Annotated in this window: 31 protein-coding genes; 20 read left to right on the top strand and 11 right to left on the bottom strand. The window is 72.1% G+C overall.

Translation table 11 applies throughout. From position 1 onward, the window contains the following. Nucleotides 1-60 precede the first annotated feature (60 nt). Genes JHE00_RS31480 through JHE00_RS31495 form a run of 4 tightly spaced genes read left to right on the top strand, consistent with a single transcriptional unit; the run spans nucleotide 61 to nucleotide 3,489 of the window. Nucleotides 61-1,224 carry an NRAMP family divalent metal transporter gene (locus tag JHE00_RS31480; RefSeq protein WP_230425367.1) on the top strand — a complete coding sequence of 388 codons (1,164 nt, stop codon included), beginning with the start codon at nucleotides 61-63 and terminating at the stop codon, nucleotides 1,222-1,224. Between the two features lie 2 nt (nucleotides 1,225-1,226). Further along, nucleotides 1,227-1,835: a 5-oxoprolinase subunit B family protein gene (locus JHE00_RS31485; RefSeq protein ID WP_200325240.1), complete on the top strand. Its 609-nt coding sequence runs from the start codon at nucleotides 1,227-1,229 to the stop codon at nucleotides 1,833-1,835. Next, a complete protein-coding gene (locus JHE00_RS31490; RefSeq protein ID WP_200325242.1) occupies nucleotides 1,832-2,722 on the top strand; it encodes a 5-oxoprolinase subunit C family protein in 891 nt (296 codons plus the stop codon). Before JHE00_RS31485 ends, JHE00_RS31490 begins: the two co-directional genes overlap by 4 nt. Next, nucleotides 2,719-3,489 carry a putative hydro-lyase gene (locus tag JHE00_RS31495; protein WP_200325244.1) on the top strand — a complete coding sequence of 257 codons (771 nt, stop codon included), beginning with the start codon at nucleotides 2,719-2,721 and terminating at the stop codon, nucleotides 3,487-3,489. Before JHE00_RS31490 ends, JHE00_RS31495 begins: the two co-directional genes overlap by 4 nt. Here JHE00_RS31495 and JHE00_RS31500 read toward each other — a convergent pair. The 5 genes from JHE00_RS31500 to JHE00_RS31520 are packed head-to-tail and all read right to left on the bottom strand — an operon-like array spanning nucleotide 3,486 to nucleotide 7,495. Then, the gene (locus tag JHE00_RS31500; RefSeq protein WP_200325246.1) at nucleotides 3,486-3,845 is read right to left on the bottom strand and encodes a GntR family transcriptional regulator; all 360 of its coding nucleotides are present in this window, start codon (nucleotides 3,843-3,845) and stop codon (nucleotides 3,486-3,488) included. The two genes, JHE00_RS31495 and JHE00_RS31500, sit on opposite strands and share 4 nt — an antisense overlap. 22 nt (nucleotides 3,846-3,867) lie before the next feature. Next, entirely contained in the window at nucleotides 3,868-4,410 is a 543-nt protein-coding gene (locus tag JHE00_RS31505; protein ID WP_200325248.1) for an NUDIX hydrolase, read from the bottom strand. After that, a complete protein-coding gene (locus tag JHE00_RS31510) occupies nucleotides 4,410-5,804 on the bottom strand; it encodes a coenzyme F420-0:L-glutamate ligase (RefSeq protein WP_200325250.1) in 1,395 nt (464 codons plus the stop codon). Before JHE00_RS31510 ends, JHE00_RS31505 begins: the two co-directional genes overlap by 1 nt. Further along, on the bottom strand, nucleotides 5,740-6,735 hold the full coding sequence (gene cofD / locus JHE00_RS31515) for a 2-phospho-L-lactate transferase (RefSeq protein ID WP_200325252.1): 996 nt from the start codon (nucleotides 6,733-6,735) through the stop codon (nucleotides 5,740-5,742). Before cofD ends, JHE00_RS31510 begins: the two co-directional genes overlap by 65 nt. A gap of 16 nt (nucleotides 6,736-6,751) precedes the next feature. Then, nucleotides 6,752-7,495, bottom strand: a complete 744-nt coding sequence (locus JHE00_RS31520) for a GNAT family N-acetyltransferase (protein WP_200325254.1) — start codon at nucleotides 7,493-7,495, stop codon at nucleotides 6,752-6,754. A gap of 57 nt (nucleotides 7,496-7,552) precedes the next feature. Between JHE00_RS31520 and JHE00_RS31525 the strand changes: the two genes are divergently transcribed. The 3 genes from JHE00_RS31525 to dapC all read left to right on the top strand — a co-directional run bounded on the left by JHE00_RS31525 (nucleotide 7,553) and on the right by dapC (nucleotide 9,259). Further along, nucleotides 7,553-7,744 carry a hypothetical protein gene (locus JHE00_RS31525; protein ID WP_200325256.1) on the top strand — a complete coding sequence of 64 codons (192 nt, stop codon included), beginning with the start codon at nucleotides 7,553-7,555 and terminating at the stop codon, nucleotides 7,742-7,744. Nucleotides 7,745-7,853: 109 nt separating this feature from the next. Continuing rightward, nucleotides 7,854-8,174, top strand: coding sequence for a ferredoxin (fdxA, locus tag JHE00_RS31530; RefSeq protein ID WP_200325258.1), 321 nt, complete (start codon nucleotides 7,854-7,856; stop codon nucleotides 8,172-8,174). Next, entirely contained in the window at nucleotides 8,171-9,259 is a 1,089-nt protein-coding gene (gene dapC / locus JHE00_RS31535) for a succinyldiaminopimelate transaminase (protein ID WP_200325260.1), read from the top strand. The genes fdxA and dapC overlap by 4 nt, the downstream gene beginning before the upstream one ends. 390 nt (nucleotides 9,260-9,649) lie before the next feature. Here the strand turns inward: dapC and dapD are convergent, their stop codons facing one another. Next, on the bottom strand, nucleotides 9,650-10,633 hold the full coding sequence (gene dapD, locus JHE00_RS31540; protein ID WP_200325262.1) for a 2,3,4,5-tetrahydropyridine-2,6-dicarboxylate N-succinyltransferase: 984 nt from the start codon (nucleotides 10,631-10,633) through the stop codon (nucleotides 9,650-9,652). A gap of 22 nt (nucleotides 10,634-10,655) precedes the next feature. Continuing rightward, the gene (locus tag JHE00_RS31545) at nucleotides 10,656-11,093 is read right to left on the bottom strand and encodes a hypothetical protein (RefSeq protein ID WP_200325264.1); all 438 of its coding nucleotides are present in this window, start codon (nucleotides 11,091-11,093) and stop codon (nucleotides 10,656-10,658) included. Nucleotides 11,094-11,130: 37 nt separating this feature from the next. Here JHE00_RS31545 and dapE point away from each other — a divergent pair, with 37 nt between their 5' ends. The 3 genes from dapE to JHE00_RS31560 are packed head-to-tail and all read left to right on the top strand — an operon-like array spanning nucleotide 11,131 to nucleotide 13,581. After that, nucleotides 11,131-12,207, top strand: a complete 1,077-nt coding sequence (dapE, locus tag JHE00_RS31550; protein WP_200325266.1) for a succinyl-diaminopimelate desuccinylase — start codon at nucleotides 11,131-11,133, stop codon at nucleotides 12,205-12,207. Nucleotides 12,208-12,223: 16 nt separating this feature from the next. Further along, nucleotides 12,224-13,009 carry an LOG family protein gene (locus JHE00_RS31555; RefSeq protein ID WP_307832202.1) on the top strand — a complete coding sequence of 262 codons (786 nt, stop codon included), beginning with the start codon at nucleotides 12,224-12,226 and terminating at the stop codon, nucleotides 13,007-13,009. Then, complete coding sequence (locus JHE00_RS31560) at nucleotides 13,009-13,581, top strand: LOG family protein (RefSeq protein WP_200325268.1); 573 nt, start codon at nucleotides 13,009-13,011, stop codon at nucleotides 13,579-13,581. Before JHE00_RS31555 ends, JHE00_RS31560 begins: the two co-directional genes overlap by 1 nt. 4 nt (nucleotides 13,582-13,585) lie before the next feature. On the opposite strand, the gene JHE00_RS31565 is transcribed toward JHE00_RS31560, so the two are convergent. Beyond that, a complete protein-coding gene (locus JHE00_RS31565; protein WP_200325270.1) occupies nucleotides 13,586-14,254 on the bottom strand; it encodes a lysophospholipid acyltransferase family protein in 669 nt (222 codons plus the stop codon). Nucleotides 14,255-14,301: 47 nt separating this feature from the next. On the opposite strand from JHE00_RS31565, the gene JHE00_RS31570 reads away from it, so the two are divergent. The 4 genes from JHE00_RS31570 (at nucleotide 14,302) to JHE00_RS31585 (ending at nucleotide 16,664) form a co-directional block, all read left to right on the top strand. Next, nucleotides 14,302-15,237 (top strand): glucosyl-3-phosphoglycerate synthase, encoded by a 936-nt coding sequence (locus JHE00_RS31570; RefSeq protein WP_200325272.1) that lies wholly within the window; start codon nucleotides 14,302-14,304, stop codon nucleotides 15,235-15,237. A 91-nt stretch (nucleotides 15,238-15,328) separates the two neighbouring features. Further along, entirely contained in the window at nucleotides 15,329-15,649 is a 321-nt protein-coding gene (locus tag JHE00_RS31575) for a DivIVA domain-containing protein (RefSeq protein ID WP_200325274.1), read from the top strand. Further along, a complete protein-coding gene (locus JHE00_RS31580; RefSeq protein ID WP_200325276.1) occupies nucleotides 15,646-16,098 on the top strand; it encodes an SRPBCC family protein in 453 nt (150 codons plus the stop codon). Before JHE00_RS31575 ends, JHE00_RS31580 begins: the two co-directional genes overlap by 4 nt. Next, nucleotides 16,095-16,664 carry a DNA-3-methyladenine glycosylase I gene (locus tag JHE00_RS31585; RefSeq protein ID WP_200325278.1) on the top strand — a complete coding sequence of 190 codons (570 nt, stop codon included), beginning with the start codon at nucleotides 16,095-16,097 and terminating at the stop codon, nucleotides 16,662-16,664. Before JHE00_RS31580 ends, JHE00_RS31585 begins: the two co-directional genes overlap by 4 nt. Nucleotides 16,665-16,670: 6 nt before the next feature. Here the strand turns inward: JHE00_RS31585 and JHE00_RS31590 are convergent, their stop codons facing one another. Further along, nucleotides 16,671-17,465: an enoyl-CoA hydratase-related protein gene (locus JHE00_RS31590; RefSeq protein ID WP_200325280.1), complete on the bottom strand. Its 795-nt coding sequence runs from the start codon at nucleotides 17,463-17,465 to the stop codon at nucleotides 16,671-16,673. Nucleotides 17,466-17,656: 191 nt separating this feature from the next. Here JHE00_RS31590 and JHE00_RS31595 point away from each other — a divergent pair, with 191 nt between their 5' ends. Together JHE00_RS31595 and JHE00_RS31600 are read left to right on the top strand one after the other, a co-directional pair. Next, nucleotides 17,657-17,824 carry a DUF3117 domain-containing protein gene (locus tag JHE00_RS31595; RefSeq protein ID WP_009152618.1) on the top strand — a complete coding sequence of 56 codons (168 nt, stop codon included), beginning with the start codon at nucleotides 17,657-17,659 and terminating at the stop codon, nucleotides 17,822-17,824. 74 nt (nucleotides 17,825-17,898) lie between these two features. Continuing rightward, a complete protein-coding gene (locus tag JHE00_RS31600) occupies nucleotides 17,899-19,377 on the top strand; it encodes a leucyl aminopeptidase (RefSeq protein ID WP_200325282.1) in 1,479 nt (492 codons plus the stop codon). On the opposite strand, the gene JHE00_RS31605 is transcribed toward JHE00_RS31600, so the two are convergent. Next, the gene (locus JHE00_RS31605) at nucleotides 19,362-20,279 is read right to left on the bottom strand and encodes a LysR family transcriptional regulator (RefSeq protein ID WP_200325284.1); all 918 of its coding nucleotides are present in this window, start codon (nucleotides 20,277-20,279) and stop codon (nucleotides 19,362-19,364) included. The two genes, JHE00_RS31600 and JHE00_RS31605, sit on opposite strands and share 16 nt — an antisense overlap. A 124-nt stretch (nucleotides 20,280-20,403) precedes the next feature. On the opposite strand from JHE00_RS31605, the gene JHE00_RS31610 reads away from it, so the two are divergent. Next, nucleotides 20,404-21,567 carry an MFS transporter gene (locus tag JHE00_RS31610; protein ID WP_200325519.1) on the top strand — a complete coding sequence of 388 codons (1,164 nt, stop codon included), beginning with the start codon at nucleotides 20,404-20,406 and terminating at the stop codon, nucleotides 21,565-21,567. On the opposite strand, the gene JHE00_RS31615 is transcribed toward JHE00_RS31610, so the two are convergent. Then, nucleotides 21,521-22,174, bottom strand: coding sequence for an O-methyltransferase (locus JHE00_RS31615; protein ID WP_200325286.1), 654 nt, complete (start codon nucleotides 22,172-22,174; stop codon nucleotides 21,521-21,523). The genes JHE00_RS31610 and JHE00_RS31615 overlap by 47 nt on opposite strands. A 180-nt stretch (nucleotides 22,175-22,354) precedes the next feature. On the opposite strand from JHE00_RS31615, the gene sigE reads away from it, so the two are divergent. The 3 genes from sigE to JHE00_RS31630 all read left to right on the top strand — a co-directional run bounded on the left by sigE (nucleotide 22,355) and on the right by JHE00_RS31630 (nucleotide 25,328). Next, nucleotides 22,355-22,993 (top strand): RNA polymerase sigma factor SigE, encoded by a 639-nt coding sequence (gene sigE / locus JHE00_RS31620; protein WP_200325288.1) that lies wholly within the window; start codon nucleotides 22,355-22,357, stop codon nucleotides 22,991-22,993. Next, the gene (locus JHE00_RS31625; RefSeq protein WP_200325290.1) at nucleotides 22,990-23,685 is read left to right on the top strand and encodes an anti-sigma factor family protein; all 696 of its coding nucleotides are present in this window, start codon (nucleotides 22,990-22,992) and stop codon (nucleotides 23,683-23,685) included. The genes sigE and JHE00_RS31625 overlap by 4 nt, the downstream gene beginning before the upstream one ends. Nucleotides 23,686-23,804: 119 nt before the next feature. Then, nucleotides 23,805-25,328 (top strand): S1C family serine protease, encoded by a 1,524-nt coding sequence (locus JHE00_RS31630; RefSeq protein WP_200325521.1) that lies wholly within the window; start codon nucleotides 23,805-23,807, stop codon nucleotides 25,326-25,328. Nucleotide 25,329: the final 1 nt, after the last annotated feature.

Below are 25,329 nucleotides of genomic sequence, written 5' to 3' on the forward strand. Positions count from 1 at the left end.
AAATCCGACAAGAAGGGCGCTTCTGGCACGCTCGGCGCCGCGACGAAGCGTGGCGCGCTGATGGGCGCGATCTTCCTGATGGCGACCAGCGCCGTCGGTCCCGGCTTCATCACCCAGACGACCACGTTCACGGCCTCGCTGGGCGCGGCGTTCGCGTTCGCGATCCTGGTTTCGATCCTCGTCGACATCGCGGTGCAGCTCAACGTGTGGCGAGTCATCGGCGTCTCGGGCATGCGCGCCCAGGATCTCGGCAACAAGGTGCTGCCCGGCATCGGCTACGTGATGGCCGCGCTCGTGGTGGTCGGCGGGCTGGTGTTCAACATCGGCAACGTCGCGGGCACCTCGCTGGGGATGGACGCGCTGTTCGGTCTCGACGTCAAGATCGGTGGCACGATCTCGGCGATCATCGCCATCGGCATCTTCCTGTCCAAGCGGGCGGGCGTCGCGATGGACCGCCTCGTGGTGGTGCTGGGCGTGCTGATGATCGGGCTGACGACCTACGTCGCGATCGTGTCCGGTCCCCCCGTCGGCGAGGCGCTCACCCAAGCGGTATTGCCGGACAACATCGACTTCCTGGTGATCACCACGCTGATCGGTGGCACCGTCGGCGGCTACATCACCTACGCGGGCGCGCACCGGCTCGTCGACTCGGGCACCACCGGCGTCGAGCAGGTCAGGGACGTCTCGCGCAGCTCGGTCGTCGCGTTGCTGGTGACCGGCCTGATGCGCGTGGTGCTGTTCCTCGCCATCCTCGGCGTGGTCGCGGGCGGTGTCACGCTCGCCGCGGACAACCCGTCCGCCGACGCCTTCCACCACGCCGCCGGCGAGGTCGGGCTGCGGCTGTTCGGCATCGTGCTGTGGGCAGCGGCGATCACCTCGGTGGTCGGCGCCTCGTACACGTCGGTGTCGTTCGTGGTGACGTTCTCGCCCGCGCTCAAGCGCAGGCAGAACTGGCTGGTCGGCGGGTTCATCGCCATCTCGCTGGTGGCGTTCCTGCTGCTCGACCAGGCCCCGACGACGCTGCTGATCCTCGCCGGAGCGCTCAACGGGCTGATCCTGCCCGTCGGGTTCGGTGTGCTGATGTGGGTCGCCGCGCGCCGCTCCGACCTGCTGGGTGGCTACCGTTACCCGCGCTGGCTGCTGATCATCGGCGTGCTGGCGTGGCTGCTGACCCTGTACCTCGGCTGGAACTCGCTGAGCGGTATCGCCGATCTGTGGAGCTGACGATGCGTGTGCTGCCGTGTGCCGACTCTGGGCTGCTCGTCGAGCTCGACGACCTCACCGAGGTCAGGGCGCTGCACGCGGCACTCGAGGCCGACCGGCCCGAGGGCGTGACCGACTTCGTGCCCGCGGCCAGGACCCTGCTGTTGCGGCTCGGTCCCGGCGCTGACGTGACCGCGATCGAGCACGCCGTGCGCACCGTCCGGCCGGGCGAGGTCGCCGACACCGACAGCGAGCTGCTGCGGGTCCCGGTGGTCTACGACGGCGTCGACCTGGCCGAGGTGGCAGAGCTGACGGGGCTCACCGAGCGCGAGGTCATCGCCGAGCACACGGGTACGGAGTGGACGGTCGCCTTCGGCGGGTTCGCCCCCGGATTCGGCTACCTGATGGGAGGTTCGCCGAAACTGGAGGTGCCCAGGCGGGTCGAGTCGCGCACGCGGGTGCCCTTGGGCGCGGTCGGGCTGGCCGGCTCGTTCTCCGGGATCTACCCGCGCGAGTCGCCGGGCGGCTGGCAGCTCATCGGGCGCACGGAGCTGCGGATGTGGCAGGTCGACCGCGAGCCACCGGCGCTGCTGCGGCCCGGTGTGCGCGTGCGGTTCGAGGAGGCGGAGTGAACCGGGACCGGGCGAGCGTGGGGCTCGAGGTGCTGGAGCCGGGTCCGCTGGCGACGGTGCAAGACCTCGGCAGGCACGGGCTTGCCGGGATCGGCGTCGGCAGCTCTGGTGCCGCCGACCGTGGGTCGCTACGGCTGGCCAACCGTTTGCTCGGCAACGACGAGAACGCGGCGGCCGTGGAGGTGACCTTCGGCGGGTTCGCGGCGCGGGCGCTGCGCGACCTCACCGTGGCGATCACCGGCGCGCCGTGCCCGGTCACCGTCGACGAGCGCGGTGCGGCGACGAACGCGCTGGTGCGGGTTCCGGCCGGTGCCGTGCTGCGGCTCGGCGTCCCCGACCGTGGGCTGCGCGCCTACGTCGCGGTGCGCGGTGGCATCGCCGTTGACCCGGTGCTGGGCTCGCGCTCCACCGACGTGCTCTCCGGACTCGGGCCCGAGCAGCTGTGCGCGGGCGTGGAGCTGCCCGTCGGCCCGGCTCCGCGACAGCTCCCCGTCACCGACTTCGCGCCGGTCGCGCCGTTGCCCGCCGACGAGCTGGTGCTCACCGTTGTGCCGGGCCCGAGACAGGACTGGTTCACCTGCGAGGCGTTCGCCGCGCTGCTGCGGGAGTCCTACGCGGTGACCTCGGAGACCAACCGCGTCGGCATCCGGCTCGACGGTCCCGAGCTCGCGCGGAGCAGGGACGACGAACTGCCCAGCGAGGGCATGGTGATGGGCTCGCTGCAGGTGCCACCGTCGGGCAGGCCGACGCTCTTTCTCGCCGACCACCCGGTGACCGGCGGTTATCCGGTGATCGCCGTGGTCGTGGCCTGCGATGTCGACAAGGCCGCTCAGGCGCGTCCTGGCATGCGCGTGCGGTTCACCGTGAAGGGAAGGGGACACCGATGACCGGGACACCGGCGGAGGTCAGGGAGCGGTTCCGCGCCGGGCTGCGGGTGCCGACCTCGGGCTACTGCCCCGGCTGGACGCAGGCCAACCTGCTGAGCCTGCCGAAGGCCGACGCCTACGACTTCCTGCTGTTCTCCCAGCGCAACCCCAAGCCGTGCCCGGTGCTCGACGTGAGCGAGCCGGGACAGCGCAGCGCGTCGATCTTCTCCGGTGACCTGAGCACCGACCTGCCGGCGTATCGCGTGTACCGCGACGGCGAGTTCGTCGACGAGCGCTCCGAGGTCGCGGACCTGTGGCGTGAGGACCTGGTGACCTTCCTGATCGGCTGCAGCTTCACGTTCGAGACCGCGCTGCTGGAGGCCGGTGTCCCGGTCCGGCACCTCGATGCGGGCTCCAACGTGCCGATGTACGAGACCAACCGCGAGTGCAGGCCCGCGGGCTCGCTCTCGGGTCCGCTGGTGGTGTCGATGCGCCCGGTGCCCGCCGAGCTGGTGGCCACGGCGGTGCGGGTGACCTCGCGCTACCCGGCGGTGCACGGCGCGCCCGTCCACATCGGATCGCCTGAGCTGCTCGGCATCGCCGACCTCGCCACTCCGGACTTCGGCGATGCCGTGGAGGTCAGGCCGGGCGAGATACCGGTGTTCTGGGCGTGCGGGGTGACGCCGCAGGCCGCGGTGATGCGGTCGAAGCCGTCGTTCGCGATCGCCCACGCGCCGGGCCACATGGCGATCACCGACGTCCGCGACGCCGAGTTCCAGATCCCTTAGGCGGGTCTGACGGCGGCGGCGACGATCGCCACTGCCTCGTCGGCATCCAGGCCGAGGGCGCGCACCGTCTCGGCGTAGCGCTCGGCCGCCTCCTGCGCCTGCCTGCGGCTCTGGTCGCCGGAGGCCGCGACGAAGCTGCCCGCCCTGCCCCTGGTCTCGATGAGCCCGGCCTCCTCCAGCTCCCGGTAGGAGCGGGCGATGGTGTTGGGCGCGATGCCGAGGTCGGTCGCGAGCCCGCGCACGGTGGGCAGTTTCGTGCCCACGGCCAGCGTGCCGTCGTTGATCTGGCGGGCCAGCTCCGTGCGGACCTGTTCGAAGGGCGGCACCTTCGAGGTGCTGTCCACGGTGACGATCACGAGTGCCTCCAGACCGAGTGCGTCAGGCGCGTTCGAGTGCGGCCGAGATCAGCTCGCCCAGATCCTCGCTGCCCGAGGGCAGCGCGTCCACCGGCCACCAGCGGAGGTCGTCGGACTCGTCGCTGGCCACCGGCGCGGCGTCGCGCGGAGCGCGGACGTAGTAGCGGACGTCGAAGTGTCGCGTCGGAACACCCAGCGAGCACGTGAGCGCGTGGACGTCGAGGTGCACCGGCTCGGGATCGAGCTTGAGCCCGGCGATGCCCGACTCCTCGGTCGCCTCGCGCAGCGCGGCGTCGGCCAGCGTGGCGTCGCCCGGCTCGCAGTGCCCGCCCAGCTGCAGCCAGCGCCCGACCCTCGGGTGCAGCGTCAGCAGCACGCGCTCGCCCGGCTCGTCGAGCACCACGGCCGAAGCCGTGATGTGGCCGGGCACGCACTCGCGCGCGCACGCGTCCTCGCGCGCGGTCAGGAAGCCGAGGTAGCTCTGCCGCAGCGACTCCTGGCCCCCGCTCGAAGGCCGCCAGGAGTCCAGAGTGGACACGACATCGGCATGCAGCGAATGCGGCACTAGAGTTCCACCAATCCATCTCCGGTATCCCGCGCCTCGCGCGGCTCCGGTGCTCGCAGGGGATGACCGATCGCGACCGCGCCGAGCGGCTCCCACGACTCGTCCAGCCCCAGGGTCTGTCGCACGATGTCGGCCGCGAAGATCGTGGATCCGATCCAGCACGAGCCGAGGCCCTCCGCGGCCAGCGCCACCAGCAGGCCCTGCACCGCCGCGCCGCCCGCGACCGTGAACATCGTGTGCTCGCAGGCGTTGCGGCGCGCGTCGGGGTAGGTGTGCGCGCCCTCGGCGACGAGGAACGGCACCACCACCTCGGGCGCGTTGAACAGGATGTCGCCTCGGCTCAGCCGCTTGGCCACCTGCTCCTCGGTGAAGCCGTCGCCGACGAGATCCGCGCGCCAGGCGTCGCGCATGGCCTCCAGCAGCTTGTCGCGCTGCGGCCTGCTGCGCAGCCACCCGAAGCGCACCGGGTGGGTGTGGTGCGGAGCCGGTGCCGTCAGCGCGGACGCGATCGCCGCGCGCAGCGACTCCTCGGCCACCGGCTCGTGGCTGAACTCGCGCACCGACCGCCGTGCGGGCACCGCCTCGCGGCGGCCCTGCGCGATCGACTCGTTGGTGCCGAGGCGGAACAGGTCCTCCTCCACCGGGCGCACCAGGTCGCGTGCCGTGGCCGTGTCGTCGCCGATCTCCAGCCCGCGCACAATCGCTATCGGCATGCCGCCGAGCTTGCCCTTCACCAGATCCGCCGCCGCCGCCACCTCGTCGGCCACGGCGACCTCGGTGACGGCGAGCTCGTTGCCCTGCCCGTCGATCTTGCCCTCGTAGGAGTGCAGCACCCGCATTCCCGACGAGCCGATCGCCGCGTCGGTCTGGCCGACCCGCCACGCGCGCCCCATCGTGTCGGTGACCACCACGGCCACCTCCACGCCGAGCCGTTCGCGCAGGCCGTTGCGCAGCGCCAGCGCCGAGGCGTCCGGGTCGGCTGGCAGCAGCGCGACCTCGTCGCGCTCCACGTTCGACGCGTCGACACCCGAGGCGGCCTGCACGATCCCCAGGTGGTTCTGCGTGATCAGCGTGCGCGCGACCCTCGCGATCACGCGCACGGACTCCTCCTCGACGAGCTTGCGCCGCGCAGCGTCCCGCGCCTCCGGATCGCTCGGCACCGTGACGAGCCTGCCCTCGGCCTTCGAGACGATCTTGCTCGTCACCACCACCACGTCGCCCGAGCGCAGCCACGGCGCCGCCCGCACGACGGCTCCGGTCAGGTCGTCGCCGGGGCGGAACTCCGGTAGTCCCTCGACCGGGATGATCTCCAGCCTGGTGCCGCCGTGGTCAGTCAACGTCCACTCCAGACAGCTCCAGTGCCGCGCGCGCCATCCCGGTCGTCGCCTCCACATCGGACATCAGCAACGGCACGGCGCGCACGGCGACCCCCGGCACGTCCACGGTCTCGCCGGACTGCACGAGCCAGCCGTCGAGCAGGCCGTCGTCGGAGGTCTGCCGCGAGCCGTAGTGCCTGCCGACCGCCTCGGCCGTGGTCTCCACTCCGATCGCGCTCAGGCACGCGTCGGCCATGCCGCGCAACGGTTTGTCGCCGATGATGGGGGAGACGCCCACGACGCCCGCGGACGTCTTGCGCAGCGCCTCGCGCACACCGGGAACCGCCAGCACCGAGCCCACCGACACCACCGGGTTCGACGGCGCGAACAGCACGGCGTCGGCGTCCTCGAGGGCCTCGACCACGCCGGGGCCGGGGGCGGCCTCCTCGGCGCCCACGGGCACGATCGAGTGCGCGGGCAGCTCGGCGCGGTAGCGCACCCACCACTCCTGGAAGTGCAGCGCCTTGCGGCTGCCCTGCTCGTCGGGGTCGTCCACTACGACATGGGTCTCCACGCGGTCGTCGGTCATCGGCAGCAGCCGCACACCGGGCCGCCACCGGTCGCACAGTGCCTCGGTGACCGCCGACAGCGGATAGCCGGCGCGCAGCATCCGCGAGCGGATCAGGTGCGTGGCGATGTCCTTGTCGCCGAGCCCGAACCACGTCGGCTCAGCGCCGTAGGCCTCCAGCTCGGCCTTCACCGTCCACGTCTCGCCCGCGTGCCCCCAGCCCCTGGCGGTGTCGATGCCGCCGCCGAGCGTGTACATGCAGGTGTCGAGATCGGGGCAGATCCGCAGGCCGTGCATCCACACGTCGTCCCCGGTGTTGACCAGCGCGGTCACCTCGTGCGGCGACTCGCCCTCGCCGATCGGGGGCAGCCCGAGAGCGGCCTTCACGCCGAGCAGGAACCGGGCGCCGCCGACCCCGCCGACCACAACGACAACCTTCACAGCGCCTGCCTTTCCCTCACGACGCCCGATCCTTCCACGGAACCCAGTAGCGGTACCGGTGGTGCTCGCGGAAACCCAGACCGGCGTAGAGGTCCAGTGCGCCGGAGTTACCGACCGAGACCTGCAGAACACAGCGGGTAGCACCCTGGGCCGCGCCCCACTCGCCGATGCCCGACATCAGCGCGGTCGCCAGCCCGCGCCTGCGGAAGGCCGGGTCCACCGCGAGCCGCGCGACCAGCAGCAGCCCGTCGGCCACCGCGCCGCGCACGGAGCCCGCCGTCCCGCCGTCGACCTCGGCCACACCGAAGCCCACCGCGGGGCCGCTGGTGAGCACCCGCCGCTGTGCCTCGGTCGGCTCCGTGCCGCCCACCGTGAGCCGCCACCAGCCCGGAGTCGGCGCGTCGAGCACTCGCACGCGCGGGTCCCTGGTGGTGCTGTCGATGCCGCCGAGCAGCACCGCGACCTCGTGGCCTCCCGCGTACTCGGCGTAGGGCCGCCAGTCGTGCTCGCGCAGGGCCGGCTCGAGGGGTCCGTCCTTGATCGTCTGCACCACGGGATCGATCCGCTGCGCGTGGGCGAAGTCACACACGGTCTCCAGCGCGGAGGCCAGGCCGGTGCCGGGGTCGCCGACCGCCAGCGCACTGTTGGCCCTGCCCGTGAAGCCGCCCGCCGCCCGCAGCCGCCACCCACCGAGACGCCGCTCGGTCAGCGCCGGCCACGCGTCCGCGCACGCGTTTTCGATCTGCCCGGCCTCGGTCACGACTAGATTGGTACCAAAGGCAGCGAAAGACAGCGAAAGACGCCGAAAGGAGAGCTGATGAGCATCGCGCGCAAGGACGACCGGCACAACGAGGACCTGGTGCGAGAGATCTCCGACGGCTTCAACCGGGCGGTGGGAGCCAAGCGGGAGAAGGAAGAGGGCGACACCGAGCCGCAGGAGCAGCCGCGTTTCGTGGTCACGGGGGACATGCGGACCCCGCCCCAGACCGGCCGCGACAAGAGGCTGTGACCGACCCCTCTGACAGGGCCCTGATAAGGGTGGCCTCAGCTTAGAATGCCTGCCGGGACCGCGTAATGTCCGTGAGCGGGCCAGACCAGAGAAACAGCAGGAGAACGCAGTGACCTATGTGATCGCCGAGCCCTGCGTCGACGTGTTCGACAAGGCATGCATCGACGAGTGCCCCGTCGACTGCATCTACGAGGGCGACCGGATGCTCTACATCCACCCCGACGAGTGTGTCGACTGCGGAGCCTGCGAGCCGGTCTGTCCGGTGGAAGCCATCTACTACGAGGACGACGTCCCCGACGAGTGGAACGGCTACACCAAGGCCAACGTCGACTTCTTCGACGAGCTCGGTTCGCCTGGCGGCGCGTCGAAGGTCGGCAAGACCTCCCACGACCCGCAGTGGATCAAGGACCTGCCCCCGCAGGGCGAATGACCGCCGCGCTACCCGACTTTCCCTGGGACTCGCTGGCGGAGCACACCGCGACGGCACGGGCCCACCCGGACGGCATCGTCGACCTCTCGGTCGGCACCCCGGTGGATCCCGTGCCGGAGGCCATCCGCGACGCGCTGGCCTCGGTGTCGGACATCCCCGGTTACCCCACCACGCACGGCACGCCACAGCTGCGCGCCGCGGCGGTGGACGCGCTGCGCAGGCGGCACGGCATCGACGGGCTCGACCCCGACGCCGTCCTGCCCACCATCGGCTCCAAGGAGCTGGTGGCGTGGCTGCCGACGCTGCTCGGCGCCGGCGCGGGCTCGACCGTGGTCATCCCCGAGCTGGCGTACCCGACCTACGAGGTCGGCGCGCTGCTCGCGGGCGCCTCGGTGCTGCGCGCCGACGGTCTGACGCAGCTCGGGCCGCAGAAGCCCGCGGTGCTCTGGCTCAACTCGCCCTCGAACCCCACCGGGCGCGTGCTCGGTGTCGACCACCTGCGCAAGGTCGTGGAGTGGGCGCGCGAACGGGGCACGATCGTCGTCTCCGACGAGTGCTACCTGGCGCTCGCGTGGGAGAGCGAACCGGTGTCGGTGCTGCACCCCGAGGTGAACGGCGGCAGCCTCGACGGGCTGCTCGCGGTGCACTCGCTGTCGAAGTCGGCGAACCTGGCCAGCTACCGGGCGGGCTTCGTCACCGGCGACCCGGAACTGGTGCGCAAGGTCCTGGCCGTGCGCAAGCACGCGGGCATGATCGTGCCGAGGCCGGTGCAGGAGGCCATGACCGTCGCGCTGACCGACGACAAGGCCCTGTTCGTCCAGCGTGAGCGCTACGCGGGGCGGCGTGAGGTGCTGCGCACGGCGTTGCAGGACAGCGGTTTCCGCATCGACCACTCCGAGGCGGGCCTGTACCTGTGGGCGACGAGGGACGAGGACTCGGCCGACACGGTCGGCTGGCTCGCCGAGCGAGGCATCCTGGTCGCGCCGGGCACGTTCTACGGCCCGCGAGGCGGCAAGCACGTCCGAGTCGCCCTGACGGCGACCGACGAACGAGTGTCAACAGCCGCAACCCGCCTGACGCCCTGACCGGCGCCGCGAGTCCCCCACCCAGGCGCGCGAGTCCCCCGCTCGGGCATGCGAGTTCTGCAGTCCGGGCGGCGAGTGGCGCGCTGTGGAGCGGCGGCCGTCGCGTTCCCGGTCACCAGTCCACGTGCTCGCCGCGGACGCGACTCGCAATCGGGCACGCGGTCGGTGCCCGGATGGGCAATTCGCGCGCTGGAATGGGGAACTCGCGCGCCGGAGCGGGGGACTCGCACGCCTTGGCGGGGAACTCGCACGCCTTGGCGGGGAACTCGCGCGCCTGAGCGGGGGACTCGCGGTCTGGAGCGGGGGACTCGCGCGCTTTGGCGGGGGACTCGCGGGCTGGCCTTGGCACGCGGGGCCGGGTGGCTACGCCTGGGCGTAGCCACCCACCGGTCAGTCGTTCGCGTGCAGGGCCGCGTTGAGTTCGATGCCCGTGCCCTCGCGCGGGACTGCCTCGACCGCGCCCGTCGCCGAGTTGCGGCGGAACAGCACACCCGAGACGCCGGAGAGGTCGCGCGCCTTCACGGACTTGCCGTCGATGGCCACCTTGGTGCCCGCCGTGATGTAGAGCCCGGCCTCGACGACCGAGTCGTCGCCCAGCGAGATGCCGACCCCGCCGTTGGCGCCGATGAGGCAGCGCTCGCCGACCGAGATCACCTCGGTGCCGCCGCCGGAGAGCGTGCCCATGATCGAGGCGCCGCCGCCGACGTCGCTGCCGTCGCCCACCACGACGCCCGCCGAGATCCGGCCCTCGACCATCGAGGCGCCCAGCGTGCCCGCGTTGAAGTTCACGAAGCCCTCGTGCATGACCGTGGTGCCGCTCGAGAGGTGGGCGCCGAGGCGCACGCGGTCGGCGTCGCCGATCCGCACGCCGCCGGGCGTCACGTAGTCGACCATGCGCGGGAACTTGTCCACGCTGTAGACGGTCACCGGGCCCTTCGCGCGCAGGCGCAGGCGCGTGGCCTCGAAGCCGTCGACCGGGCAGGGGCCGTGGTTGGTCCACACCACGTTGGACAGCAGCCCGAACTGGCCGTCGAGGCTGAGCCCGTGGGGCCGGACGAGCCGGTGCGACAGCAGGTGCAGGCGCAGGTACACGTCGTGCGCGTCGGCGGGGGCCTTCGACAGCGAGGCGATCGAGGTGCGCACGGCGACGACCTCGACCCCGCGGTCGGTGTCCGTGCCGAGCAGCGCGAGGGCGGCCTCACCGAGTAGCTCGGCGGTCTCCTCGCCCGACAGGCGCGTGGTGCCCGACTCGCCGTCGGTCGTCAGCTTCGGATTCGGGAACCAGGTGTCGAGCACTGTGCCGTCGGTGGTGACGGTGGCCAGGCCGACACCGGTCGCGCCGGTGGTTTCCGGGTTGGGGGTCTGCTCACTCACGGCCGTAACCGTAACCCGCGGCTCAGCTCGACTGCGTCGTGACTTCGGGCAACTTCGACACTCCGGCCTCGACCTGGCCGAGCGTCGTCGACATGTCGACCAGGATGTCCGTGCACTCGTCGGAACCCTCGTTGCCGCAGTTTCCGGCCCGGTACGCGCGGATCAGCTGGTCGAGTTCGCGGCCGGCCTCGGCGAGTTCCGGATGCTCCGTGCCGGCGAACTTCTGCGCCATGCCCGGCATGGTGCCGAGCTGCGTCACGAACTTCTCGCAGCCGGGCGAGTCCACCTGCGTGGGTTCGGTGAAGCAGACGTCGGTGGTGAGGGCCTCGAGTTTCATCTGAAGTGCGCCGGGGCCCGGGTCGGCCGCGGCTCCCTTCGGGGTCGGGCCCGCCTCGCGCGAACAGCCCGACAATGACAGCAGCACCGCCACGGCGGCGACCAGAACAGCACGGGTACGCACGTATCAACCGTACGCACCGCGGGATACGGTGCTGCCCATGGCCTCGCTCGACCTGCACGCCGACCCCGTCGACCTCACCGCCGCACTCGTCGACATCGCCAGCGTCTCCGGGGAGGAGGCCGCGATCGCCGACGCCGTGGAGACCGCGTTGCGCGCGCAGGCCCCTCACCTCGAGGTGACGCGCGACGGCGACGCCGTGCTGGCGCGCACGTCGCTGGGGCGGGAGTCGCGGGTGGTGCTGGCCGGGCACCTCGACACCGTGCCGGTGAACGGGAACCTGCCCGGCAAGCGCACCGGTACCGGCGACGACGAGGTGCTGCACGGTCTGGGCACGGTGGACATGAAGGGCGGCGACGCGGTGTTCCTGCACCTCGCCGCCACGCTGCCGGAGCCACGGCACGACGTGACTTTCGTGTTCTACGACTGCGAGGAGGTCGAGGCGGTGCGCAACGGCCTCGGCCGCATCGAGCGTGAGCTGCCCGGCTGGCTCGAGGGCGACCTCGCGATCGTCGGCGAGCCGTCCAACGCCGTGATCGAGGCGGGCTGTCAGGGCACCATGCGCGTCGAGCTGCGCACCGCGGGGACGCGGGCCCACACGGCGCGTGCGTGGATGGGCAGCAACGCCATCCACGCGCTCGGCGAGCCGCTGCGCCGCCTCACCTCCTACGAGCCGAGGGTCGTGGAGATCGACGGGCTGACCTACCGCGAGGGCTTGCAGGCCGTGCGCATCGGCGGCGGGATCGCGGGCAACGTCGTGCCGGACTCGGCCGTGCTGGCCGTCAACCACCGCTTCGCGCCCGACCGCAGCCCAGAACAGGCCGAGCAGCACCTGCGCGAGGTCTTCGACGGGTTCGACCTGACCGTGGTCGACAGCTCGCCGGGCGCCCTGCCGGGGCTCGGCGCACCGGCGGCGGCCGAGCTGGTCGCGGCGGCGGGTGGCACGGCGGCCGCGAAGCTCGGCTGGACCGACGTCGCCCGGTTCGCCGCGCTCGGGATGCCCGCGGTGAACTTCGGCCCCGGCGACCCGACGCTGGCGCACACGCAGCAGGAGCACGTGGCCACCATCGAGATCCGCCGTGTCGCCGAGGTGCTCAGGTCGTTCCTGGCCGCGTGACTCTAGGCTGGGCGCTGTGAGTGACCAGGTGACGCACAGCGTCCGAGACGACGAGGAACACCCGCCGGAACGCCACCGCGGTCCGGTCGTGCTCCGCAGGGGACGGCAGGCCGAGGACTCCACGACCGACCAGCGCCTGCTGGACTCGCGGGGCCCGAGCGACTGGGTGCACACCGACCCGTGGCGGGTGATGCGCATCCAGGCCGAGTTCGTCGAGGGCTTCGGCGCGCTCGCCGAGGTGCCGCGCGCGGTCACCGTGTTCGGTTCGGCGCGCACCCCGAGGGAGCACCCCGAGTACCAGCTCGGCCGCGACATCGGTGCGGCGCTGGCCAACGCGGGTTTCGCCGCGATCACCGGCGGCGGCCCCGGCGCGATGGAGGCCGTCAACCGCGGCGCCTCCGAGGCGGGCGGGCTCTCGATCGGGCTGGGCATCGAGCTGCCGTTCGAGCAGGGCCTGAACCCGTGGGTCGACCTCGGCGTGAACTTCCGTTACTTCTTCACCCGCAAGACGATGTTCATCAAGTACGCGCAGGCCTTCATCTGCCTGCCCGGCGGGTTCGGCACGCTGGACGAGCTGTTCGAGGCTCTCACGCTCGTGCAGACGAAGAAGGTCACGAAGTTCCCGGTGGTGCTGTTCGGCAGCGAGTACTGGGGCGGGCTCTACGACTGGGTCCGCGACACGGTGCTGGCCGAAGGCAAGATCGGCGAGCGCGACGCGGCGCTGTTGCACGTCACCGACGACATCGACGACGCTGTGGGCATCGTGCTCGAGGCATACAAGGCGTGGGAGGAAGCTCACTAGTGCGACGGATCTGCGTCTTTTGCGGCTCGTCGGCGGGCACCAGCCCGGACTACTCCGAGGAGGCCGCCAAGCTGGGCACGCTGCTCGCCGAGCGCGGCCTCGGCCTGGTCTACGGCGGGGCGAGCGTGGGCCTGATGGGCGCCGTCGCCGACGCCGCGCTCGCGGCGGGCGGCGAGGTGATCGGCGTGATCCCCAAGCACCTGATGCGGGTGGAGATCGCGCACCACGACCTCACCGAGCTGCGCGTCGTGGAGGACATGCACGAGCGCAAGGCCACGATGGCCGAGCTGTCGGACGGGTTCCTGGCCCTGCCCGGCGGCGCGGGCACGCTCGAGGAGCTGTTCGAGGTCTGGACCTGGGCGCAGCTCGGTCTGCACGCCAAGCCCGTGGGCCTGGTGGACATCTCGGGCTACTTCGCCAAGCTCGGCGAGTTCATCGACCACATGTCGGCCGAGGGGTTCCTCAACCGGGCCAGCCGCGAGCTGATCACCATCGACGCCGACCCGGTGGCCCTGCTCGACAGGTTCGCCCGGCACGAGGCCGTGCCGATGGACAAGTGGGCGCAGGACTGAGAGCTCAGGCCGCGTCGGGACGCTTGTGATAGGCGTCCACGTACTCCTGCTTGGACAGCTCCATGATCGCGTACATGATCTCGTCGGTCACCGCGCGGCGGATGGCGGGCGACTCCTTGAGCCCTTCGTAACGCGAGAAGTCCAGCGGCTCGCCGAAGCGCACCGTGACCTTCGCGAGCCTCGGGATCTTCTTGTCGTGCGGCAGCAGCTGTTGCGTTCCGACGAGCGCCACCGGCACCACCGGTGCGCCCGTCGCGAGCGCCAGCGCGCCGACGCCGGTGTGCCCGCGGTGCAGGCGGCCGTCGAGCGAGCGCGTGCCCTCGGGGTAGATGCCGAACGCGCCGCCCGCGTCGAGCACCTTGCGCGCGGCGCCGAGCGCCGCCAGTCCCGCCTTGGCGTTGCCGCGCTCGACGGGCACGTAGCCCAGCGCGGAGAGGAACGCCGCCATCAGCCGGGCCTTCGGGCCCTTGCCGATGAAGTACTCCGCCTTGCCGAGAAACGCCACGGGACGGGGCGTCACGATCGGGATCACGAAGGTGTCGGCGGCGGAGCGGTGGTTGGCGGCCAGGATCACCGGCCCGTCCGTCGGCACCCGTTCCGAACCCACCACGACCGGCCGGTACACGAGCCTGGCCAGCGGCGCGAGTATCCGGCGGATCAGCAGTTGCAGCACATCTCCTCCAGCGGCGTAGTCGACCCAGCATGGCACGATCGGATGTCATGAACGAGCGGTGGTTCGCCCGGCGAACCTGGCAGTATCCACAATGGACGGCCGATGAGCTGCGGCTGGCCAAGGGTGCGCGCACGGTCTCCGTGGTGCTGCCCGCGCTGGACGAGGCCGAGACGGTGGGCGAGGTCGTCGCGTCGGTGCTGCCGCTCGTGGGCACCCTCGTGGACGAGCTCGTGGTCGTCGACTCCGGTTCCTCCGACGGCACAGCCGAGGTCGCCGCGGCGGCGGGCGCCCGGGTGGTGCACCGCGAGGACGTGCTGCCCGAGTGGGCGCCGGTGCCCGGCAAGGGCGAGGTGCTGTGGCGCTCGCTGGCCGCCACCAGCGGCGACGTGGTGGTCTTCCTCGACTCCGACCTCGTGGAGCCCGACCCCGGTTTCGTGCCGGCGTTGCTCGGGCCGCTGCTGTGCGAAGACGGCGTGCACCTGGTGAAGGGCTTCTACCGCAGGCCGCTGCGACTCGAGACCGCCGAGCTGGGCACCGGCGGCGGGCGGGTGACCGAGCTCGTGGCAAGGCCGCTGCTCGCAGCGCTGCGGCCCGCGCTGTCCGGGCTGGTGCAGCCGCTCGGCGGCGAGTACGCGGCCACGCGTGAGCTGCTGGAGTCGGTGCCGTTCGCCACCGGCTACGGCGTGGAGATCGGGCTGTTGCTCGACGCCGAGGCTCGGCACGGGATCGACGCGCTCGCGCAGGTGAACCTCGGTGTGCGCAAGCACCGCAACCGCTCGCTGCTGCAACTCGGCGTGATGGCGCGCCAGATCCTCGGCACCGCACTGGCCCGCTGCGGCATCGAGGCCTCCGGCGAGGGGCTGACCCAGTTCGCCCAGGTCTCGGGGGAGTGGCTGCCGGAACACACCGACGTCGAGGTGGCCGACCGCCCACCCCTGCGTGAGGTCCTGACCCCCGGGAACGGATCACCCCGACCGCGGTGAAGGGCACCTTTACTGCATTCAACGCGGTAAAGGTGCCCTTCACCGCGGTGGCTCTCCCGCGCGGACGGCGGTGGTGTGCCACGATCGGGGCGTGACCACCGCGCTCATCTATCTCGTCGTGATGCTGCTCGTGGCCGCCGTGGTGTTCCTGCTCGCGGCCGTCGTGTTCGGGCGGGGCGAGGAACTGGCGCCGCTGGCACCCGGCAGCTCGCCGACCCGGCTGCCCGCCGAGGACATCACCGGTGACGACGTGGGCGGGGTCAAGTTCCAGCTGGTGCTGCGCGGCTACAAGATGTCGGAGGTCGACTGGGTGATGACGCGGCTCGGCGGGGAGATCGACGGGCTGCGCTCGCGCGTCGCCGACCTCGAGGCCGAGCTCGCGCGGCGCAACCAGCACGAGGCGTCCCAGTGACCGACCTGGTGGTGTCCGTTGACGTCCAGGCTCCGGCAGGCACCACGTGGCTCGCGCTCACCGACTGGCACCAGCAGCGGGAATGGATGCTCGGCACCGACGTGCGCGTGGTGTCCGGCAACGGCCGCAGCGTCGGCTCGCGGCTGGAGGCGTTCACGGGGCTCGCCGGTGTCGGCTTCACCGACACCATGGAGATCACGAGCTGGGAGCCCCCGGTGCGCTGCACCGTGCGCCACCTCGGGTTCCTCGTGCGCGGGACGGGCGCGTTCCACGTGCAGGACAAGGGCCCGAACCAGTCGGTGTTCATCTGGTCCGAGCAGCTCGAGCTCCCGTTCGGGGTGGTCGGACGGCTCGGCTGGCCACTGGTGAAACCCGCGTTCTCCCTCGGCCTGCGCCGTTCGCTGCACAACTTCGCGCGCTTCGCCGAGTCGTACACGGTGGGCGGATGAGCGAGCTGCTCGGCAGGGACGGCGTCAGGCGCTGTTCGTGGGGCAACTCGGCGCCGGACTACGCCGAGTACCACGACACCGAGTGGGGCGTGCCCCTGCGCGGGGAGGTCGCGCTGTTCGAGCGCCTGTCGCTCGAGGCGTTCCAGTCCGGGCTGTCATGGCTGGTGATCCTGCGCAAGCGCGAGGCGTTCCGGCGGGTGTTCGCCGGGTTCGAGCCGGAGCGTGTCGCCGCGTTCGGCGACGACGACGTGGCCAGGCTGCTCGGCGACGCCTCGATCGTGCGCAACCGGGCCAAGATCACCGCGACCGTCGGCAACGCCCGCGCGGTGGCCGAGCTCGACGAGCCGCTCGACGAGCTGCTGTGGTCGTTCGCGCCGGACGGCGACGGCCGCGTGCGGCCCGCGACGATGGCCGACGTGCCCGCGGTGACGGCCGAGTCGAAGGCGATGGCGCGCGCACTCAAGAAGCGCGGCTTCGCCTTCGTCGGCCCCACCACGTGCTACGCGATGATGCAGGCCACCGGCATGGTCGACGACCACGTCGAGGGCTGCTTCCGCGCGGGCTGACCTCGCTCAGCTGCCGGTGAAGTCCGGCTTGCGCTTGGCGACGAACGCCTCCACGGCCTCGTGGTGGTCCGCGGTGGCCCCGAGCGCCGACTGCGCGGCGTCCTCGGCGGCGAGCGCCTCCCGCAGCGTGCTCTCCGCGGCGGTCGCGAGCGTGCCCTTGATCTTGGAGTAGGCGACCGTCGGCCCCGCGGCGAGTTTCGCCGCCACCTCCTGCGCCCTGCCCGCGAGGTCCTCGTCGGCGACGACCTCGCCGACCAGCCCGATCCGCTGCGCCTCCTCGGCGCCGACGGTGCGGGCGAGCAGCATCAGCTCGGCGGCGCGGCCGTAGCCGATCAGCCGCTGCAGCGTCCACGAGGCACCCGAGTCGGGGCCGAGACCGACGTTGGCGAAGGCCATCAGGAAGTTCGCCGAGTTCGCCGCGACGCGCAGGTCGGCGGCGTAGGCGAACGCGGCGCCCGCACCCGCGGCGGGACCGTTCACGGCGGCGATCACCGGCTTCGGCGCCTCGACGATGGCCGTGACGATGGGGTTGTAGTGCTCGCCGACGGTGCGCAGCGGCGCGTCGTCACCGGCCTGCAACAGCCCGACGTGCTCCTTGAGGTCCTGGCCCGCGCAGAACGCCTTGCCCGCTCCGGTGAGCACGATCGCCCGCACGCCGGGGTCGGCCGAAGCCTGCGTCAACTCGGCCAGCAGGCGCTCTTTCAACTCGACCGTCAGTGAGTTGTATGCCTTGGGGCGGTTCAGGATCAGGGTCCGCACGCGGTCGCGGTCCGACCGCAGCAGCACGTCCTCGGTGGTCACGGGAAAACCCCTCCTCTCGTCTGGGTGGCCACGCGAGTCTGACAGCCCCGCGAGCCGCATACCAGCGTGGATGCGCCGACGCTAAGATCGGTCCGCGTTCACGGCCCGTTGCTGATGGGGGACAATGGTCACGACCCGGTTGTTCCCAGGAGCGCGAGCCGGGCACTGCTTGAAGACGGAGGGAGCACGCTATGGCGGCCATGAAGCCCCGGACCGGAGATGGTCCCCTCGAAGTTACTAAGGAGGGGCGGGGCCTCGTGATGCGCGTACCGCTCGAGGGCGGTGGGCGACTCGTCGTCGAGCTGTCGGCCGAGGAGGCCAAGGACCTCGGTGCGGCCCTTCAGGAGGCCACCAGCTAGTCACGTACCAACCGCCCCCACCGCCGGCCGGCGACGTTCGGACCGGCTGTCTTCACTGTGCCTGGAGGCCGTCAATGGCGCGCTCCCCGCTCCCGTCCGTACCCAGCCGGCTGCTCGACATCGAGGTCGCCGACAGCGCTCGCAGAGGGGAACCGCTCGCGGCGGTGCTCACCCCTGACGGCGAGTCGGCCTACTCCGAGCTCGCCGTCAGGGTGCGCGCCACCGGCAAGGCAGGTGAGGTCCAGCTCGTCCCCGGCGACGAGGGCCCGCGGTGGTTCGTCGGCGTCGGCGACGGCACCGAGAAGCAGTACCGCTGCGCCGGCGCGGCTTTCGTCCGCGCGGCCAGCTCGTTCGCCGCGGCCGAGGCCGATGCGGGCCGGAGGAGCCCGAAGCGGGTGGCCGTCGCGCTGCCGGCCGAGGCGTCCTCCGAGCACGTCGCGGCGTTCGCCACGGGCGCGCTGCTCGGCGGCTACCGCTTCACGGTCAGCTCCGACGAGCCCCCGGCGAGCGTGCGCACGGTGCGGCTGCTGGCCGCGCACGAGCGCGCGGTGCCCGAGTACACCGGGGCGGTCGACCGCGCCCGCGAGCTGGCCGCCGCGTCCGCGCTGGCCCGTGACCTGGCCAACGCCCCGGCCAACGTGAAGAACCCGGCGTGGCTCGCCGACGTCGCCGAGCGAGTCGGCGGCGAGGTGCCGGGGCTCTCGGTGACGGTGCGGGACGAGCACTGGCTCTCGGCGCAGGCGTTCGGCGGCGTGCTCGCGGTCGGCGGCGGCTCGGAGAGCCCGCCGCGGCTGATCGAGCTGAGCCACCGGCCGCGCGGCGCCACCACGCACCTGCTGCTGGTCGGCAAGGGCATCACATTCGACACCGGCGGCATCTCGATCAAGCCCGCGCAGGGCATGCACCTGATGCGCACCGACATGTCCGGCGGTGGCGCGGTGATCGCCGCGATGCGGGCCATCGCTGCGCTGCGGCTCGGCGTCAGGGTGACCGGCCTGGTGCCCGCGGCGGAGAACCACGTGTCCGGTTCGTCCTACCGGCCCGGCGACGTGGTGCGCCACTACGGCGGGCGGACGACGGAGGTCGCCAACACCGACGCCGAGGGCAGGATGGTGCTCGCCGACGCGATCGCGTACGGCGTGCAGCGCTACCGGCCCGACGCGGTCGTGGACGTCGCGACGCTGACCGGTGCCATGAAGGTGGCGCTGGGCCTGCGCACCGGCGGGCTGTTCGCCAGTGACGACGAACTCGCCGAGCGCGTGCTCGCCGCGGGGGAACGCACCGGGGAGCAGTGGTGGCGGATGCCGCTGCTGGCCGACCACGCCGAGGACGTGCGCAGCGACATCGCCGACGTCCGGCAGGCTCCGCCCGGTCCCGGCGGGATCACGGCCGCGTTGTTCCTGCGCGAGTTCACCGCGGACCTGCCGTGGGCGCACCTCGACATCGCGGGCCCCGCGCGGTCGGAGAAGAACTACGACGAGGTGGTGCCCGGCGGCACCGGCTTCTCCGCGCGCACGCTCGTGGAGCTCGCCGCGTCCTACGCCGGTCGCTGAGCCCGGTCCCTGACGAAGTCGCGGAACGCCGTGACGGCGGGCGGCAGTGGGTGAGCCGAGGGCCACGCCAGCCCGATCGCCCGCGTGACCCTGGGCGAGAGCGGTACCTCGGTGACCCCGGCCGGCGTGCCGGGCCCGAACTTCGGTAGCACGGCCACGCCCAGTCCGGCGGCGACCAGGCCGCGCACCGTATCGGACTCCTGGCCCTCGAACGCGATCCTCGGGGTGAAGCCCGCCCGCGCGCACAGGTCGTCGGTGATCCGCCGCAGGCCGTAGCCGTGCTCGAGCAGCACGAAGTCCTCGGCCGCCAGGTCGCTCAGCCGCACGCGCTCGCTCGTGGCGAGGCGGTGGCCTCGTGGCAGCGAGACGAACAGCTCCTCCTCGGTCAGCGTCACCGACTCGACCTCGGAGCCCTCGGGCGGAGGGGCGATCAGCGCCAGGTCGATCGCGCCGGCGAGCAGCCTGTCGACGATGTCCTGCCGTGAGCCCTGCACGAGGCTGAACCGGGCGTGCGGGTGCGTGGCGCGGAAGTCGCGCAGCAGCCGTGGCACGAGCGAGCGGCCCATCAGGTGCAGGAAGCCGAGCACCACCTGGCCGCGCTGCGGGTCGATCTCCTCGCGGGCCTGCCGGACGCCCTTGTCGAGCACGTCGAGCGCGCGGTCGGCGGCGTCGGCGAGCAGTTCGCCCGCGCGCGTGAGCCGGATGCCGCGGCCCGCGGGGACGATCACGGGCGCGCCGAGGCGCTCGCCGAGCAGCGCCAGCCGCCTGCTCGCGGTCGGCTGCGGGATGCCGAGCTGCTGTGCCGCGCGGGTGACGTTGCCGGTGACCCTGAGCACGCGCAGGAGCGGAGCGTGCGCCGCGAGGTCGGCCGTGAGCGGGGCATCCGTCGAGTCATCCACCACGGTATTGATTATCGGCCATCGGCGTATTGGACGTATTGGTCGCCGCTGCTTAGCGTCGGCCGACGTGGTGACGATCGCGCCGGAACGGGCGCAGGTACGCAGGTCGCGCAGGGTCAGCGTCGCGATGGCGACGGCGGGGGTGGCCTCGTTCGCACTGCTCTACGCGCCGCAGCCGCTGTTGCCGCAGCTGGCCGCCGAGTTCGCGCTGGACCCGGGCCGCGCCTCGCTGGCGGTGAGCGTCGCGACCGGAGCCCTCGCCATCGCGGTGCTGCCGTTCGCGGTGCTCTCGGAGCTCGTCGGCCGCAGGCCGATCATCGTCGCCTCGGTGCTGTCGTCGGCGGTGCTGGGCCTGGTGCTGCCGTTCGTGTCGTCGTTCGAGCTGCTGCTCGCGCTGCGGGTGCTGCAGGGCATCGCGATCGCGGGCTTTCCCGCCGTCGCCGCGGCCTACCTCATGGAACAGCTCGGCAAGAAGGGCGTCGCGGCCGCGGTCGGCATGATGATCGCGGGCAACACGATCGGCGGGATGTCGGGCAGGCTCGCCAGCGGGTTCACCACCGACCTGCTCGGCTGGCACGGCGCGCTGGCCGTGGTCGCCGTGTTGTCCCTGCTGTGCGCGCTGCTCACCGTGGTCGCGCTGCCGCCGCGCGATCCCGGCGACGAACCCGCGCGGGACGGCCCCGTGCGGGAGCGGCTGCGCGGGGTGGTCGCCGGCATCGGCGTGGCGCTGCGGCAGCCGGTGCTGCTGGCCCAGTACGCCGTCGCGCTGCTGGCGATGGGCGCCTTCGTCGGGCTCTACAACGCCGCCGGGTTCCGGCTCACCGGCGAACCGCTCGGGCTGAGTCCCGCCGTGGCCTCGCTCGTGTTCCTCGCCTACGCGATGGGCTCGGTGTCGTCGGCGACCGCGGGCAGGCTGGTCAACCGGCTCGGCAGGCGGCGGTCGCTGGGGCTCGCCTTGACGACGACCATCGCGGGCGCCGCTCTGACGTTGCCGAACTCGCTGCCGCTGGTCGTCGCCGGGTTCCTGGTGCTCACCGCCGGGTTCTTCGCCGCGCACGCCGTCGCCAACGGGTGGGCGGCGGCCGAGGCGCCCGAGGGCGCGCGCGGGCAGGCCTCCGGCCTGTACACACTCGCCTACTACCTCGGCAGCAGCGTGGGCGGCACGCTCGGCAGCATCGTGTACGGCCATGCGGGCTGGGGCTGGCTCGTCGCCGTGGTCACCACCTGGCTCGCGCTGGCGATGCTCAGCTGCCTACCGCGGCCGCGAGCAGTCCGTCGCCGACGGGGATGATCGCCGGGCGCAGCCGCTCGTCCTCGCGGGCGGCCCTCGCCACCTCTCGCAGCGCCATCACCTCGGGGTCGCGGCGCGCCATCGGGTCGCCGATCCGGCCGTCGGTCAGCACGTTGTGGAAGACGATCACGCCGCCGGGACGCAGCAGCTGCACACCGAGGTCGAAGTAGTTCGGGTACTCGAGCCTCGCCGCGTCGGCGAAGACCAGGTCGTAGCCGCCCGAGGTGAGCCTCGGCAGCACGTCGAGGGCGCGGCCCATGATCAGCCGCGTGCGCCCCGGCGGGAAGCCGGCGTCGAGGAACACCCTGCGAGCGGAGCGATGGAACTCCGGTTCCAGGTCGATGGTGGTGAGCACCCCGTCGAGCGCCATGCCCCGCAGTAGGTGCAGGCCGCTCACCCCGGTGCCGGTCCCGATCTCCACCACGGCTCTGGCCTGCAACGTCGCGGCGAGAAAGCCCAGCGCGGCGCCGGTCGCGCACGACACCGGCCTGCAGCCGAGCTCCTCGGACCGCGCCCGGGTGGCGGCCAGCAGCTCGTCGTCGGGGAGGTAGCTCTCGATGAAGTCGCCGAGATCGACCGGCCCCGTGATGCTCGTCTCGGAGTTCACGCGCAGAGGTTAGCGCGACCAGGCCCTGTGACTCGGTCAACCACGCTGAACTTGTGTTCTCAGGCTGCTCTCAGTCCTGTCTCACTAAAACCGTAAGGAAGCACTGCACACTTCGTCTCAAGGATGGGAACACCCGACGCGGCCAGCGCGTTGGGCAGGGTGAACAGGGGGAGAAGGCCGATGGAGGTGCCTCAGCTGTCGAGACACAGCACGCAGACCGCGCCGAAGCCGACCGATGCCGAGGTGGCAGAGCCGGCAGTGGTGAGCGCCGCGGGTGACCAGGGGGACGTGGCGTGGACGCCGCCGTCCTGGGACGAGGTCGTCCGTGAGCACGCCGACCGCGTCTACCGGCTGGCCTACCGCCTCACCGGCAACACGCACGACGCCGAGGACCTCACCCAGGAGACTTTCATCCGGGTGTTCCGTTCGCTCGCGTCGTACAAGCCCGGCACGTTCGAGGGCTGGCTGCACCGCATCACCACCAACCTGTTCCTCGACATGGCGCGCCGTCGTTCGCGCGTGCGCATGGAGGGGCTCCCCGACGACACCGATCGCATCGTCGGCGACGACCCGAGCCCGGAACAGGTCTACTCCGAGACGCACCTCGACCCGGACCTGCAGGACGCGCTCGACGAGCTGCCGCCCGAGTTCCGTGCCGCCGTCGTCCTGTGCGACGTCGAAGGTCTCTCGTACGAGGAGATCGGCACCACGCTCGGCGTTAAGCTCGGCACCGTGCGCAGCAGGATCCACCGTGGCCGGCAGGCCCTGAAGGCCTCACTGGAGCGTCGTCGCGCGCTCAAGCTGGAGGCGAGCGTATGACTGATCACCGGGGCTGGGGTCTCCCCGAGTCGCACCTGCTGCCGGACGCGGTCGTCGCGTTCGTCGACAGGGAACTCTCGCTGGGTGCCCACGAACGGGCGGCGGCGCATCTCGCCCGCTGTCCCGGCTGTGCCGCCGAGGTGCGCGCGCAGCGACAGGCCCGCTCCGCGGTGCAGCACGCCGAGGCACCGTCGATGTCTCCCGGTTTCCTCGCGAGCCTGCGCTCGATACCCGAGCACACCGATCTGCCCTCATCGCCCGACAACCTCGCGATCAGCGAGGACGGGCAGCTCGTGGCCATCCAGCGACCGGACCGCGTCGCGGGCCTTCGCCACGCCATGCCCGGCGGTGCGCTGGGGAGCTCGGCACCGCTGGGCAACTCCGCGAACGTGCTGGGTACCGGGCCGCGGCTCGGCTCGTCGCGCCGCCGCACCGCTCAGGGCGCGGGCGTCGTGGTGTCCGGGCTCGTGCTGAGCGCGCTCGCACTGGTCGCCACGGTCGGGGCCGACGAGCAGCCAGGCGCGGAACGCAACGGCAACACGCCGTCGCCGCCCGCAGGCGTGCTGCGCGCCCACCTCGGACACACCACCGCTCCCACGACGACGCCGGTGACCACCAGCGTCAGCACCACGACGCCGGTGCCCACGCTGACACCGACCAGTGCCGTGGCGCCGATGGACGGACCTCGCTGAGCAACGCCGACTTCACCGTCGGGGCGGCAGAATCTCGAGTGCTGAGCCTCGGCGCGTAGGGTCGCTCTGGGCAATCACGCACCCACCGAGCACTGAAGCCGTCTGTCTGTCGGGGAATGATGAACCAGCCACCGAACTCACCACAGGAGGAACCGGGCGAGCACGAGCCGCGGCTGGGGCCGCGCCCGATCGCTCGTCCCTCCGTGGACCCGTCGCTCGCCGCGACGTTCGGCAGGCCGCGAGGGGTGGACGGCTCGTTCGACCAGCTCCACACGCCCGACCCCGGCCGCAACGGCGCGCAGGGCGCGCCGCCGCCTCCCGAGTCGCTGGCCGAGGCCTTCGGCAAGCCCGAGGGTTCCGAGAACGTGCTCCTGCAGCGCGCGCCCGACGACAACGGCGCACGCGCCAACGGCGATCCCGAGACCCCGCTGTGGTCGTCGTCGGGCGACCCGTGGCGCGACCCGGGTTCGGGGGCGATGCTCGGCGGCCCCGCCGTGCTCACCCACGACGAGGATTCCGAGAACGAGGACAAGCCGCGCGGTGCCCTGCTGAGCCTGCCCGAGGTGTTGTTCGGCCGGCGGGTCCGGCCGAGGGCGCTCGCCGTGCTCGGTGTGGTGGCGCTGCTGATCGGCGCCGTCGGAGGACTCGTCGGCTGGGGACTGGCCAGCGCGGGCGACTCGCTGACCGGTGAGCTCAACGTCGCCGAGGCGGACGCGGGCAAGGAGCGGGCCGCGGGCTCGATCGCCGACATCGCCAAGCGCGTCTCGCCCGCCGTGGTGTCGATCGAGGTCAAGTCCGGCCAGTCCGGCGGCTTCGGCTCCGGCGTGGTGATCGACCAGCAGGGCTACGTGCTCACCAACAACCACGTCGTCTCGCAGGCCACCCGCGACGAGCAGGCCGAGATCACGGCCGTGTTCATCGACGGGACCAGAGCGGGTGCCCAGATCGTCGGCACCGACCCGAAGACCGACCTCGCCGTGATCAAGGTGAACGTGTCGAACCCCGTGGTGATCGAGGTCGGCAAGTCCGCCGACCTGGCACCCGGCGACGCGGTGATCGCCGTTGGCTCGCCGTTCGGGCTCGAGAACACGGTCACCGAGGGCATCGTCAGCGCTCTCGACCGGCCCGTCACGGCGCCCGGCGAGAACGGCGACCCCGCCGTCACCTACGACGCGATCCAGACCGACGCCGCGATCAACCCCGGTAACTCGGGTGGCGCGCTCGTGGACTCCACCGGAGCGCTCGTGGGCATCAACTCCCTGATCCGCACGGTCGGCACCGGCGGTGAGGGCGGCAGCATCGGCCTCGGCTTCGCCATCCCGGTGGACCAGGCCATGCGGATCAGCGAGTCGCTGGTGCGGGACGGCAAGGTCAACCACGCCGACCTCGGCGTCAACGCCTCGTCGGTCGCGGCCAACACGTCCGAGGGCGCGCAGATCCAGAACGTCATCGACGGTGGTCCCGCCGCGAAGGCGGGTATCGCCGAGGGCGACGTGATCACCAAGGTCGGGGAGCGGCAGGTGCGCAACGCCGCCGAGCTGACCGTCGCGGTGCGCGAGCACGAGATCGGCGAGGTCGTGCCGGTGCGGGTAATTCGTGGCGGACGTCCGCTTACGGTCGACGTCACCTTGGGTTCAGACTAGC

The sequence above is a fragment of the Prauserella cavernicola genome (genome assembly GCF_016595675.1).
Taxonomy (GTDB): Bacteria; Actinomycetota; Actinomycetes; order Mycobacteriales; family Pseudonocardiaceae; genus Prauserella_A; species Prauserella_A cavernicola.

Coding starts and splice junctions, on each gene's coding strand:
- JHE00_RS31585 (WP_200325278.1), top strand. CDS start 16,095: ATGAGCGAGCTGCTCGGCAGGGACGGCGTCAGGCGCTGTTCGTGGGGC.
- JHE00_RS31485 (WP_200325240.1), top strand. CDS start 1,227: ATGCGTGTGCTGCCGTGTGCCGACTCTGGGCTGCTCGTCGAGCTCGAC.
- JHE00_RS31480 (WP_230425367.1), top strand. CDS start 61: ATGGGCGCGATCTTCCTGATGGCGACCAGCGCCGTCGGTCCCGGCTTC.
- dapC (WP_200325260.1), top strand. CDS start 8,171: ATGACCGCCGCGCTACCCGACTTTCCCTGGGACTCGCTGGCGGAGCAC.
- JHE00_RS31525 (WP_200325256.1), top strand. CDS start 7,553: ATGAGCATCGCGCGCAAGGACGACCGGCACAACGAGGACCTGGTGCGA.
- JHE00_RS31610 (WP_200325519.1), top strand. CDS start 20,404: ATGGCGACGGCGGGGGTGGCCTCGTTCGCACTGCTCTACGCGCCGCAG.
- dapE (WP_200325266.1), top strand. CDS start 11,131: ATGGCCTCGCTCGACCTGCACGCCGACCCCGTCGACCTCACCGCCGCA.
- JHE00_RS31595 (WP_009152618.1), top strand. CDS start 17,657: ATGGCGGCCATGAAGCCCCGGACCGGAGATGGTCCCCTCGAAGTTACT.
- sigE (WP_200325288.1), top strand. CDS start 22,355: ATGGAGGTGCCTCAGCTGTCGAGACACAGCACGCAGACCGCGCCGAAG.
- JHE00_RS31510 (WP_200325250.1), bottom strand. CDS start 5,804: ATGTGGAGGCGACGACCGGGATGGCGCGCGCGGCACTGGAGCTGTCTG.
- JHE00_RS31630 (WP_200325521.1), top strand. CDS start 23,805: ATGAACCAGCCACCGAACTCACCACAGGAGGAACCGGGCGAGCACGAG.
- JHE00_RS31495 (WP_200325244.1), top strand. CDS start 2,719: ATGACCGGGACACCGGCGGAGGTCAGGGAGCGGTTCCGCGCCGGGCTG.
- JHE00_RS31625 (WP_200325290.1), top strand. CDS start 22,990: ATGACTGATCACCGGGGCTGGGGTCTCCCCGAGTCGCACCTGCTGCCG.
- JHE00_RS31600 (WP_200325282.1), top strand. CDS start 17,899: ATGGCGCGCTCCCCGCTCCCGTCCGTACCCAGCCGGCTGCTCGACATC.
- JHE00_RS31570 (WP_200325272.1), top strand. CDS start 14,302: ATGAACGAGCGGTGGTTCGCCCGGCGAACCTGGCAGTATCCACAATGG.